The 12,497-nt window shown below is 47.5% G+C and carries 10 protein-coding genes; 2 read left to right on the plus strand and 8 right to left on the minus strand.

Going from position 1 to position 12,497, the window contains the following annotated elements; all coding sequences use genetic code 11:
• Window positions 1–2 precede the first annotated feature (2 nt).
• Window positions 3–3,209, plus strand: a complete 3,207-nt coding sequence (locus tag EOD41_RS16955) for a SusC/RagA family TonB-linked outer membrane protein (protein WP_127707114.1) — start codon at window positions 3–5, stop codon at window positions 3,207–3,209.
• A 4-nt stretch (window positions 3,210–3,213) separates the two neighbouring features.
• Window positions 3,214–4,572, plus strand: coding sequence for a RagB/SusD family nutrient uptake outer membrane protein (locus EOD41_RS16960; protein WP_164849967.1), 1,359 nt, complete (start codon window positions 3,214–3,216; stop codon window positions 4,570–4,572).
• Window positions 4,573–4,609: 37 nt separating this feature from the next.
• On the opposite strand, the gene EOD41_RS16965 is transcribed toward EOD41_RS16960, so the two are convergent.
• From EOD41_RS16965 to EOD41_RS17000, 8 genes are all read right to left on the minus strand, one after another.
• Window positions 4,610–4,867: a hypothetical protein gene (locus EOD41_RS16965; protein ID WP_127707118.1), complete on the minus strand. Its 258-nt coding sequence runs from the start codon at window positions 4,865–4,867 to the stop codon at window positions 4,610–4,612.
• Between the two features lie 208 nt (window positions 4,868–5,075).
• A complete protein-coding gene (locus EOD41_RS16970; RefSeq protein ID WP_127707120.1) occupies window positions 5,076–5,522 on the minus strand; it encodes a MauE/DoxX family redox-associated membrane protein in 447 nt (148 codons plus the stop codon).
• A gap of 572 nt (window positions 5,523–6,094) precedes the next feature.
• Window positions 6,095–6,889 carry an SDR family NAD(P)-dependent oxidoreductase gene (locus EOD41_RS16975; protein ID WP_127707122.1) on the minus strand — a complete coding sequence of 265 codons (795 nt, stop codon included), beginning with the start codon at window positions 6,887–6,889 and terminating at the stop codon, window positions 6,095–6,097.
• Window positions 6,886–7,386, minus strand: a complete 501-nt coding sequence (locus EOD41_RS16980; RefSeq protein ID WP_127707124.1) for a YkgB family protein — start codon at window positions 7,384–7,386, stop codon at window positions 6,886–6,888. Before EOD41_RS16980 ends, EOD41_RS16975 begins: the two co-directional genes overlap by 4 nt.
• A 109-nt stretch (window positions 7,387–7,495) precedes the next feature.
• Complete coding sequence (locus EOD41_RS16985) at window positions 7,496–8,713, minus strand: epoxide hydrolase family protein (protein WP_127707126.1); 1,218 nt, start codon at window positions 8,711–8,713, stop codon at window positions 7,496–7,498.
• Between the two features lie 70 nt (window positions 8,714–8,783).
• A complete protein-coding gene (locus EOD41_RS16990; RefSeq protein WP_127707128.1) occupies window positions 8,784–9,257 on the minus strand; it encodes a thioredoxin family protein in 474 nt (157 codons plus the stop codon).
• Between the two features lie 22 nt (window positions 9,258–9,279).
• Window positions 9,280–11,262, minus strand: a complete 1,983-nt coding sequence (locus EOD41_RS16995) for a protein-disulfide reductase DsbD family protein (RefSeq protein WP_127707130.1) — start codon at window positions 11,260–11,262, stop codon at window positions 9,280–9,282.
• 21 nt (window positions 11,263–11,283) lie between these two features.
• Window positions 11,284–12,000, minus strand: coding sequence for a peroxiredoxin-like family protein (locus EOD41_RS17000; protein ID WP_127707132.1), 717 nt, complete (start codon window positions 11,998–12,000; stop codon window positions 11,284–11,286).
• Window positions 12,001–12,497 lie beyond the last annotated feature (497 nt).

Here is a 12,497-nt window from a genome sequence, read left to right on the forward strand (position 1 = left end):
TCATGAAAACACTTTACAGACATTTTTTATATATCCTGCTGGCCCTGTCCATCACGCTGCCAGCAGCTGCTCAATCTTATTATAAGATCTACGGACGCGTTTATTCCGATGACGGCAAGCCACTGGAAGGAGCCAGCGTCAGATTCCTTCAACATGGCACCTCTGCCAGCACAGACAGCACCGGTGAATTCGGCATCCTGTTCTATGAGCCGGCCGACAGCTTAAAGATCACCCACATCGGTTACCGGCCGCTCGTCGTGAAGGTGGACGCCAAAACGAAGATACCCCTGCGCCTGACCCTGGAACTATCGGTCAATGACCTGAAAGAGGTCGTGGTCAGTTCCGGCTACCAGGAACTTCCGAAAGAACGGGCCACCGGCTCCTTTTATAAGCTCGACAACAAAATTCTCAGTCAACGCGTAACGCCAGACATCATCAGCCGCATTGAAGGCCTGACCAGCGGCCTGCTGATCGACCGCCGGGAGCCCAACCAGACCAGTATTCAGTTACGTGGCGTGGCGACCCTGACCGGTGCGGCGAGTGCGCCCCTGGTCGTCCTGGACAACTTTCCTTACCCGGGGGATATCGCCAATATCAATCCCAATGACGTCGAAAGTATCACCGTCCTGAAAGACGCCGCTGCGACCTCGATATGGGGCGCCAGGGCCGGCAACGGTGTGATCGTGATCACGACCAAAAAAGCGAGGAACGGCCAGCCGCTGACCGTTAATTTTAATGGGAACGTGACGCTCTCCTCCAAACCCGACCTGTTCAGCGCGAACCAGCTATCCGTCAACAGCACTATCGATCTGCAGCGACAATTATTTGCGAAAGGGAACTATGATGCCCTATTTGACGACTTCAGCCATCCCGGAATTCCCGCCGTGGCCGAGATCCTGCAGCAAGTAAAAAGCGGTGCCATCAGCAGTGCGCAGGGAGAAAAACAGCTCAATGCGCTGCGGCAACACGACCTTCGCGAAGACATGGATCGCTATCTTTACCGGCCGGCCGTCGTACAGCAATATGCCCTTAACCTCAGCGGCTCCGGGAAGCAGGTCAAATACCTGCTGTCGACCGGTTATGACCGTAACGCCTCGAACCTGAAAGGCAATACCAACGACAGGATCACGCTTCGTTCGAACACGACCGTTGATCTGACGAAAAAGTGGCAGCTGCAAACCGATGTCTTGTTGACAAGAACTACCGGACAGACCAACAGCCCCGGCGGTTACGGCGCTTACAATTTCGGGAGCAATAACCTCTACCCGTATACGCGACTCGTCAATGCCGATGGGAGCCCGGCGGCGGTCGACCTGTTTTTCCGCGGCTTCTATACCGATACCGCCGGCAATGGAAAATTACAGGACTGGAAATACCGGCCGTTGCAGGAACTGGCCAACAATGACAATACCCAGAAACGGACGGATGTACTGGTGAACCTGGGCAGCACTTATAAAGTGAGGAGTTGGCTGACCGCTGATGTCAAGTACCAGTACCAGTCGGCCTTCAACAATAATCGCCTGTTCTTTAATTCCCAGTCTTACTATACCCGCGACCTGATCAACCGCTATTCGCAGGTCATTGGCAATACGGTCACCTCCGCCATTCCCTCCGGCGGCATCTTACGGACAACGGATGTAGAAACGCGGGCGCAATCCGTGAGAGCTCAACTTAATGTCAACCAAAGCTGGAACGACCGTAATGAATTTTCCGGTATCATCGGCTCAGAGATCAGGGAAGCGGTCGACGACCTCAATATCCGGACCGTTTACGGATTTGATCCCGCCACCCAAGTCAGTTCGCCGGTCGACCATACCCGGCCTTACCCGACCTTCGATTCGATGTATGGGAACAGCTATGTACCCTATGAGACCGTCATCAACCGGCTGACGAACCGCTTTGTCAGCGTTTATGCCAACGCGGCCTATACCTATAACCGGAAATACACTTTAAGCGGCAGCATCAGGCGGGATGCCTCGAACATTTTTGGTACCACGACCAATCAGAAATGGGTCCCGCTCTGGTCAGGGGGAATGAAGTGGCAGCTCAGCGAAGAGCCCTTTTTTAAGGTCGACTGGCTCTCCCAGCTTTCCCTTAGGGCATCTTATGGCGTGAGCGGCAACCTTGACCCGACACAATCGGCCTTGACCCGCATCCAATATTACAGCGCCGGGCAAAATGTCGTGCCTTATTCATTTGTCGGCATCAACGCGCCGCCTAACCCGGACCTGCGCTGGGAACAGGTGAAAACACTGAATATCGGCACTGACTTCAGTATGCTCAACGGGCGATTGAGCGGCTCGATAGACTACTATACCAAGCGTTCTACCGACCTGATCAACAGCGTATCCCTTGACCCGACCGTCGGATTCGGTATCGCCGACCGGAATTCAGCCAGCATTGCCGGGCACGGCCTCGACCTGGTCCTGAACACAATGAATCTGACAGGGCCGTTCCGCTGGAACAGTATGCTGCTCTTTAACTACGTTCAATACAAGGTTACCAAAAACCTTAATCCACCGACGACAAACGGTCTGACCCTGGACGGCACCTTCCTGTTCCCGGTATTGGATATGAACCCCTATGAGATCATCAGCTACCGCTGGGCAGGACTTGATCCTAAAACAGGCGATCCCTTGGGATATGTGAACGGCCAACCCTCGAACGACTACAATGCGATATCGACTACGCCGATCGAGCAGCAGGTAAGAAGCGGTTCGGCATTGCCGCCATTTTTCGGGACACTCAGGAACGTATTTACCTGGAGAGGATTTACGCTTTCTGCCAACATCCTTTACCAGTTTCATTATTACTTCCGTGTGCCGACCACCAATTACACCGATCTTGTCGCGGGACGTCCCGGTTATACCGACTTCGATCAGCGCTGGATGGAGCCGGGAGATGAAACAAGGACAAATGTACCCTCGCTCACTTATCCTACTAACGCAAGACGGGACAAGTTCTACCAGAAATCTGAGATCAACGTAGCGCCGGCGGATCATATACGACTGAATGACATGTATGCAGGCTGGAAATTACCCGCTTTGCGCCATATCGGAGGAATTAAAAATGCAGAGGTGTTCTTCTACGCGAACCAACTCAATCTGATCTTGTGGAAGAAAAACGACCGCGGTATCGATCCATTGATCGGCTATGGCGTCAAACCGCCTGCGACCTATTCCATTGGCATTAAAGCAACCTTACAATAATGATATGAAAACCATAACTAAATCAACGATCCACGCAGCGATGGTATGTACCGGTATCGTGCTGCTATTTTCTATTATTTCCTGCAAAAAATACCTGGAGGAAAAGCCCGACCTGTCCATCGCTACGCCTTCCACGATGAGCGATATTGAAGGCATACTCAATAATTATAATTTTATGAATGCACGCTACCCCTCGGCCTCTGAAGTAAGTGCGGATAACTTCTATCTTCTTACCGCGGATTTTAACGCCTTAAATGACCGGCAACGCAATTTTTATCTGCGGCAAAAATTCGATGATATAGGCGGTGATTACTCGGCATTGTACACCACGATCGAATATGCGAACATTATCCTCGAAACGCTGGAAAAGATCAGCGGGGACGAAACCCAAAAAGCACAATACCGTGCCGAAGCCAGATTTGTCAGAGCTTCGTGTCATTATGCTTTGGCCCAGCTTTTCGCCGCTCCCTATAACAATAACGATTCTGCGTTGGGCATTGCCCTGCGGCTGACCGCAAATATCAATGAGCGCCCTACGCGCGCTACGGTCAATGAAACCTATCAGGCTATCTTGGACGATCTCCAAGCTGCTGCAAAAGCTTTACCGTCCAGCCTTGCCCTCCGTTTCCGGCCAAACCGGGCTGCCGCCTTCGGGTTATTGTCGCGCGTGTTCCTGACCATGCAAAACTTTGAACAAGCAGAAAAATACGCTGATTCCTGCCTTAGTATCTCCGGCACCCTGCTTGATTACAATAACCTAAATGCGAACGCTACGGTCCCCATCGCCCAGTTCAACGAAGAAATTTTGTACGATGCCCGGAGTTCACCTCCGGCTGCGCTCGCGACATCAAGGGCAAAGATCGATACTTTACTATATGCGTCCTATCAATCAAACGACCTAAGGCAAACAGTATATTTCCGTACGAACACGAATGGAAGCAGAAGCTTTAAAGGCAATTATACAGGACTGAATAATGCTTCTATTTTTAGTGGCGTGGCGACCGACGAAGTGTATTTAAATGGTGCTGAAGCAGCCGTACGTAACGGGCACCAGGCCAAGGCCCTGAGTCTAATAAATGCGCTGATGGCTAAACGCTGGAAGACAGGAACCTTCCAGCCTTACCAGACGACGGATGCAGCGACATTGCTTACTGAAATTTTAAAAGAGAGAAGGAAAGAGCTTTTGTTCAGGTCACTCCGCTGGGCCGACCTGCGCCGGCTTAACCAGGAAGCGGGGCGGTCACAAGTGCTGACCAGGGAGATCAATGGCCAGACTTACACGCTGGAACCACAAAGTCCACGGTACGTTTTTGCCATAGACCGGGCGGCGGTGGAGATCAGCGGACTTCCGCAAAACCCGTAAAACATTAGAGCGGGTGATGAACCCGCTCTAGTTATTTTTAATTCTTCATTTGGATATTGCCGTTTGCCGGACTACCGCTGTCCTGCGAATCCCAAAGGGCAGCTTTCTCCGCATCAAATTCAGAAGTCACCGGATGCTGGCCGGTGGCCCGGTTAGTGCCTAAAAGTACGCCGCAGACGTCCGAACCACTTGGGCAGGATGCAGCGCTCCGCACATAGTTATTGATATTGGTGATATCTGCTTCAGCGGTTGAACTGGAGGTATATTCGTAAAAATAACCAACGGTTCTTTTCATGGTAAATGCACTGGCAGAAAGCGCGATAACCGCAGCGATCATGGGAATAAATAACTTTTTCATGGTATAGCAGCCTTTTGTTTGATCAAAAAGGGCAGAAAAACTTTATGTTTTATAATTAATTACTTGCCTACTCTTTTAAGGTTTTCGGCGCCCCCTGGATTGACGATCCACTTTGGACTTTCCCTCGCTCATCTTCTTTTTTTTGTCACGGACCTCCTTTCCTGTTAGTTATGTATATTCCGGTTGAACTTACCAGCAAAAGGAACATATTGAAGGCAAAATGTACGGGCCAGCTCATGGCCGAAATAACGCCTCCGCAGGTGCACGGTATGCGCCCAAAGCGACCTGTTAGTATCAGCCCGATATAAGCTGTAAAACCAACGAGTAATCCTGTTGCCAGCGAAAATCCGGTCCTTCTGGTTTTTTCATATGCGAGCAACGCGGCGGTCAGGATCTCTACTGGTGGTATGGTCCATACGACGAGTTCGCGGACCGTTGGCGAAAACGGTTGTTTTTGCATCTGTCCCCTGAACTCTTCGAAGTTGAGCAGTTTAGACATCGCGGTATAGAGGAACACGAGTAGCAGGGTCGACCCGAGCCATAAAGCTAATCCGGACTTTCGTTGATAAGGTCTTGCTTCCATTGCACGCATTTTGATGAACGCTCTTTCAAAGTTCGCGTGAAGGTTGCGATCAAAACAGTAGCAAATAGGTGGTAATACGATACCCGAAAACTTTGATCAAATCGTCTTTTGATCGCTATGAAAACATGTAGAAAGTTCAGCAATCAAGAGGTGAGGCCACGATCAGCACAAAAAACTTGTACCCTTTTGGGAGTGCTAATTATCAAGAAGATAAATTGAGAACTGCTTGTGAGTCCTTTACATTTCATACCAGGTGATGCTCGCTGGTGCTTATCGTATGAAAAAATAGGTTTGCATCACCCTTGACACCAATACTTACAAATGAGAACCTCTATGTGATTTTAATGGGGTTAGCTAAACGTTCCTTTTCGCTTCAATCTTGATATCTTTTTGAAAAACCAGCTCATTTAAAAGAAAGGGGAGAAAAAGAAACCTAATCTAACAATTGAAGCAATCCGTAGCATCGATGGGAAATAGCTTAGATTCTGAACCACCAGGCTTCCCTTAATAAGTATCACAAGCTATTAATGGTATAATCAAGTTGCAACTATATTTGATACATACGCAGATTAAACCACTGTTTACATTGCCCTATGGGTCTTAGTCCGCTTTCTAAGAGCTTCAAAGTTGGCAGCAGCATATTGATCGATCTTGTAGGGTTCCAGAAAGTTCGTTTTAATCTGTTCTTTCCGTTCCTCACCACCCATGATCACATTTATATCCTCTTGGATCAATCCTGCAATGGTCGCTAGCGCCACTTCTTGAGGCGTATCCATTTTGTCTACTACAGCGGTTTTCATCATGTTGGTGTCTGTTGCCGATGGATACACGGTCATCACGTGAATGGGATATTGATGTAATTCCCGTCTCATGGCATCAGAGAATTGCCCAACTGCAGCTTTTGTGGCTGCGTAAACACTGTAAAAGGGCATGGCGATATAACCGTAACCGGATGATATATTAACGATCGCGGCTTCCTTGCTCGTTTGCAGTAAGCCCAGCGTCTTTTTGGTCAGCAGAATGAGCCCCGTAAGATTGATGTTGATCTGTGCTAAGATATCCTCATCGCTGATGTCCGACAATAGTCCAGCGCTGACAACACCCGCATTATTGATCAATATGTCTAAATTTCCCCACTCCGTTATGATGGTTTCACCGATTCGATTCAGGTCGTCCATCACAGATACATCCGCCTCGATCGTCAGGATATTTACCTGCTCAGCGCTGAGATCCTGCTTAAGCGCCTCTAATGATGCTTTTTTCCGGCCCACAACAGCAATATGGTGTACGCCTTGACGTATAAGTTCTTCAATAATGGATCGACCAATACCCGCACCGCCACCGGTGATCAAGACTTTTTTATTTTCCAATCTCATATTGTTCCGATTAAATTTGATTTAACATTTTTGTGGTTGGCTGCTAATGCTTCACCGGCCGTCCATAAGGAAGCACCTAAAAGCACCAGGTCTTTGATCAAGAATTGGCCTGGTGAACCTGATATAAATGGAAATGACATACCCTGTTGGATAACTCCAGGCGTTGATAATAGAAAGGTCAATGTTATCACAAAGGTGATGACACCCAGTATGCTGCCCAACGCAGAAAGTTTTGGTGACATCGGGCGCATAGCGATCAAAAGCCCCGTGGCGATCTCAGTAACGCCAAGAATATTGGAGAAAGCTTGTGTGCTGAGAAAGCTGTAAGCCCAAGAGAAAAATGGACTGTGCTCTGCCAGGGGACGAATGCCCTCCGCTTCATATGATGTAAATTTTAACAGGCCGATCCATATAAGCACCACGACAAGTCCGTAACGGATAACAATGGTGCCGGAAGTTAACAGATGGTCGGCATTGGTAGATGTTGATTGTTGCATAACGATTGCTTTAAAATTTTCTATATAGTCGGCAACCTGATTGAAACCTTACAAAAATTTATTTGAATGAACGACAATAGCAGATATATGTCCAGACCCTCAGGTAAGGCTAACGCATATGACGGAATAGGGATCGGATATCAAATAGCACCGCTTCAGGATTTTCATAATAACCAAAATGCCCCCCTTTTTCATGTGCGTTCAAATAATGCAAGTTGTAAAGGCTCGCCTTCGGACCTGTTCGGAAAGCTTTTATTCGCTGCTCGGTAGTTACACCCACGGGATTTTCTCCTCCTAAAAACGTAATGCCGGTAGGTGCCTGGATCAGGGGCGTTTTATCATGCGATCGCTCCCATGGAAATTTAGCGCTGTCTGCGTAAAAGCGCATGGATGACCCTACGGTACCGGTCAGCCAATACAGCATCGCAGTGGTGATCATATGTTCCTTACTAAAAACACTCTCTACATCACCACCTTTTGTTTGTGCCCAGGACCGCCAACGCTCCAATAGCCAGGCCAGCAAGCCCACGGGCGAGTCTTGCAGGCCATAAGCCAGCGTTTGCGGATCGAGTACATGCACGGCATAATGACTGACAAAGCGCTTCATGCGTTCCAAACTTTGCTGCCTGATCTCTTCAGGCGTACGCTCTGCTGTTTGATGACCCGCAAAGACATCCCAGGGCCTTTCTTTATTGAACTGGTCGAGTTCCATTGTATGCATCAAATGGATCCCATGTAGATCGTCTGCGTATTTATGTCCCAGTTGTGTAGTGATCAAAGCGCCCCAGTCTCCGCCACTGGCCGCGAACTTTGAATAACCGAGTATATCGGTCATCAGTGTATGCCATACGTCGGCCGTTTTCCAGAAATTAATGCCTGAGGGCGCAGGTGTTGAGAAGCCGTAGCCGGGAACAGATGGTATAACTACGTCGAAAGCATCATTTGCATTGCCGCCGTAACTGGAAGGATCAGTGAGTGGCCCGATGAGTTTTTGCATATCCCAGAACGACCATGGCCAGCCATGTGTTAAAATGAGCGGTATCGTATTATTACCGATCCCTTTTTGATAAATGAAGTGAACCGGGAATCCTTCCATATGGATACGGTAATGCTTGTACGCATTGATGCTTCGCTCGACCCGCCGCCAGTCATACTCATTCAGCCAGTACTTCATCAGGTCTTTCAGGTAACCGGCAGGCACGCCATAACTCCAATCATCGTTATCCGGATCGGCTGGCCACTTCGTATGTTGCAACCGATGCTTGAGGTCATCTAAGTCATCTTCCGGTATTTTGATCTTAAATTGGTATTGCTCCAGAGTCTTCATGATTTGATCAGCATTGATAAGATAAATTTAACATACCGCACTTGTGATGGTCGTTCAAATGATCCTTTGTCTAGAGCTTCCTTTTCTTAAGGCCAGCCTGGCCAAATGCGATCAGTTGCTTTGCATCCATAAAACCCACAGAACGAACCAACACATCCCCATTCTCGTTAAGAATGAGAAGTGTAGGATATTCCTGAACGTCCCACTTTTCTGCCAGAGACACGCCGTCTCCATTTTCCATATCAATGGATGCATTGACAAAGTTGCTATTGAAATAGGTGCTTACTTCGCTGTTTTTGAACGTCGTTTTTTTCAATTGCTTGCAAGGGCCGCACCATGAAGCATAAGCGTCAACGAAAATGTATTTATGTTGTGCTTTGGCTTTTTTAAGGGTTGCAGGATAAGCGTTTTCTATAAAGCTTATCGCTTGGTCTTTTTGCGAAGAACGCTGCCTTACTTTTTCATTGTTGATCTTGGGAACCAAAAATGAACTCAAGGTTAAGATGCCTACGGTAAAGACCAAATAATACTTGACTAGTTTCATTTTTTTAGATTATAGGGATTAGTTATAGGTGCTCATACGCGATCTTCCCTTTTTCAAGAAAGGCTACATAATTTGAAATATTAAGATCAAAGGCTTGCGGCATCGTTAGCTTCTTTCCGGAGCCGTTAACGATCACATAGTAGGGTTGTGAATTTGTGCTGAAGCGTGCCGCTTGAAGATCACTCCATTTTTGGCCAACCGTTTTGATCTTTTTTCCGCTAAAACTGGAAACATACTGCTCACTTGCCGCAAGTTCGGTCTTATCGTCTACGTAAAGTGACACCAGCACATAGTCCTTTTTAAGCCGTTCAAGCACAGCCTGATCAGACCATACGCTCGCCTCCATTTTTCTGCAGTTGGTACAACTCCAACCGGTGAAGTCCAGCAAAACAGGTTTATTTAACTTTTTGGACTCGTCAAGCGCTTGCTCATAATCATAAAACGCATCCAGACCATGTGGAGCATGAAACAGCGACGCGTATTTTTTGCCGGAGGTTTGTCTATCCCCGTTATCAGTAGCACTCACCAGGTCAGATCGCTGCGCCGTTGGCGGTGGCAGCCAGCCACTGATCGCTTCTAAAGGCGCGCCGAAGGCACCAGGGATCATGTATAGTGTGAATCCAAATACCACCATACTGATAAACAAGCGCGGAAGTGTGAGTGTCCTCGTTTCGGTATCATGTGATAGTCTGATCTTTCCTGCCAGATAAAAGCCCAGGAATGCGAAGACAATGATCCAAATGATCAGAAAAGCTTGTCGGTCCAGCAAGTTCCAATGATAGGCGAGATCCACGTTTGACAGATATTTAAATGCAAGGGCAAACTCCAAAAATCCCAGAGATACCTTCACTGTGTTTAACCAACCTCCAGATCTTGGAAGTTCCTTAAGCCACGAAGGAAAAACAGCAAATAAAGTGAAAGGTATGGCTAATGCAGAAGAAAATCCCAGCATTCCCATCGCAGGGCCGTAGTAAGTGCCCTTTGAGACAGCATCTACCAGCAACGTTCCGATGATCGGCCCGGTGCACGAGAAAGATACTAATGCCAAAGTAAGCGCCATAAAAAAAAGTCCCGTAAGGCCGCTTTTGTTCGATCTGTCGTCCATCTTGTTAACCAGGCCTGACGGTAAGGTGATCTCAAAAGCGCCCAGAAAGGATAATGCAAAGATGATTAACACCGCAAAAAAGATCAGGTTAAAGGCTGCACTGCTTGCGGCTTCATTTAGTGCCGCTGAACCGAAAATGAAAGTGATCGATAAACCAAGGCCGACATAGATCCCTATGATAAAAAGTCCGTAAAGTAACGCAGAACGTATTCCTTTACGCCTCGTTCCTTCCTGCTTCGTAAAAAACGAGATAGTAAGGGGGATCATAGGATAGATGCAGGGCATAAAGAAAGCAGCTAATCCCCCTAAAAAACCGGCTAGGAATATACCGGCATAGGAACTGGAAGTGGTTTGAGGGAGTGAACTTTGTACAATTACTTCAGTTGGTTGCGCTTTCTTATCGCTGCCCTTGTTATTGCCGGCGCTGATAGGATCAGAAGCGACAATTGTATTAGCTATGGCCTGGATTTGAAATTTCTCTTCCGCGGGTGGCAAGCACTTATGGTCATTACACGCCATATACTCTATCGTACCGCTTACCTGCGCAGTGCCCTTATATTCAATAAGCTGCCTGAATACAACCTGCTTTTCGTGCCAGGAGATCTCCATATCAAAGTTCTGATCAAAGCCGGAAACGGGCTTGGGTGTTTCGGTAACTTTACCGATCAGCCGGTAATCGGGTGACGGATCGAATTTAAACGTTGTAGGAATAGGGCCATCTTTGCCGATATGTTGACCATATACATGCCATTTAGGGTCAATACTCGCATGTAGGACAATACAACCTTGATGAACATTGATCTTCTCGAAAGAAAAACGCCAGTGCACAGGATTTTCGATTTGTGCAACAGCAGACAGCGTGGTCCATAATAAGACCAGTGTGAAAAAATACTTTTTCATTTGATACTGAGCTTCAATTGATCAGACCTCTTCACGAAGGGCTGCGGCCGCTGCTTTCAATAAAGGTGCGCTTAGACGTTGCGTAATATTGGGATTGATATATTCAAAAAGGATATATCCTTTTTTGCTAAGGATGAATACGGACGGCACTGGTAACAGCTTATCTACGTTCTTTCCGCCGGAAGTCTCAGGTAAGAATTTATCATAACTTTTGGGACTTTTGAAAGCTATACCGAATCGCTTGGCCGCGTTCAGGTCTGCATCCGATAAAAGCGTATAAGACAGTTTACCTTTTGATCTTGATTTGCTCAAATTGTCCGGGCTATCGGTGCTGATGGCAATGATCTGATAGCCCAGTTTGGTCAGGTCACCTTCGATCTCCTGTAGCCCGGCCAATTGCTTTGAGCAGTAGGGGCACCAACCACCGCGGTAAAACACAAGGATCGTCGGTTTTTCTGCAACCGATCTGTTCAGGTCAAATATTTCTCCTGATGCCCCTGGCAACTTAAGCAGTGGAATCCGTTCTCCCGCCAGCAAAGGGCTTACATCTTCGGCCTTTAACGGAACTCCGGCTGTCATTTTGATCGTGTCCGCGGTGATCATTGAGCGAGTTATTTGCTGAGCCTGAAAACCGGAATTACCGGCAACGGCCTTTAAGCAGAATAATGAAAAGGTCGCAAATGCGGAGGCCATTACTGAAAGTCTCCATGATGTGTTAAGACTGTTTTTGAGTTGCATAATTGAATTTTTACCGTTTAGTCGGGACTCCAAGCAATTCCTTACAGTAAATCTTCGTTACCATAGCGACAGTAGAGAAGTATGAGTTGAAAAAGATAAATCCACACTCTTCCAACTGGCGGTCAACAGGTGCTAAAAAAGTATGAAAAGTCTGTAAGGTTCTATAAGATGGTACGACTAACATCACAACGAACATTGCAAAGCCGTTTTTAGGAACAACGTGAAAAGTGTGAGCAGCTCTATAACTACAAATCGTCAGAATAGCGCTCCCCGAGGTTATCAACCATGGGCAGTGCTGTTGCTGATAATTGCATTCCTTACCTTAAGCTATTGTCCATTACGCCAGGCACTGCAGAAGTTTCTTACCGGCGATCATAGAACTGAAAAAACAGAGACTGATGTATCTGGAAGAACTTCGCTGGTCCGTTGCCTTGGTGTTGTAGAGAACTCAAGCTTTGGGTTAAAGATATCACAGTCAAAGGCTCGTTCCCGAATTC

Source organism: Mucilaginibacter limnophilus, from assembly GCF_004005815.1.
GTDB lineage: Bacteria > Bacteroidota > Bacteroidia > Sphingobacteriales > Sphingobacteriaceae > Mucilaginibacter > Mucilaginibacter limnophilus.

Bases quoted from the DNA above. Each gene is read 5' to 3' on its own strand.
- EOD41_RS16955 (WP_127707114.1), top strand. From the start codon at position 3: ATGAAAACACTTTACAGACATTTTTTATATATCCTGCTGGCCCTGTCC.
- EOD41_RS16960 (WP_164849967.1), top strand. From the start codon at position 3,214: ATGAAAACCATAACTAAATCAACGATCCACGCAGCGATGGTATGTACC.
- EOD41_RS16965 (WP_127707118.1), bottom strand. From the start codon at position 4,867: ATGAAAAGAACCGTTGGTTATTTTTACGAATATACCTCCAGTTCAACC.
- EOD41_RS16970 (WP_127707120.1), bottom strand. From the start codon at position 5,522: ATGCGTGCAATGGAAGCAAGACCTTATCAACGAAAGTCCGGATTAGCT.
- EOD41_RS16975 (WP_127707122.1), bottom strand. From the start codon at position 6,889: ATGAGATTGGAAAATAAAAAAGTCTTGATCACCGGTGGCGGTGCGGGT.
- EOD41_RS16980 (WP_127707124.1), bottom strand. From the start codon at position 7,386: ATGCAACAATCAACATCTACCAATGCCGACCATCTGTTAACTTCCGGC.
- EOD41_RS16985 (WP_127707126.1), bottom strand. From the start codon at position 8,713: ATGAAGACTCTGGAGCAATACCAATTTAAGATCAAAATACCGGAAGAT.
- EOD41_RS16990 (WP_127707128.1), bottom strand. From the start codon at position 9,257: ATGAAACTAGTCAAGTATTATTTGGTCTTTACCGTAGGCATCTTAACC.
- EOD41_RS16995 (WP_127707130.1), bottom strand. From the start codon at position 11,262: ATGAAAAAGTATTTTTTCACACTGGTCTTATTATGGACCACGCTGTCT.
- EOD41_RS17000 (WP_127707132.1), bottom strand. From the start codon at position 12,000: ATGCAACTCAAAAACAGTCTTAACACATCATGGAGACTTTCAGTAATG.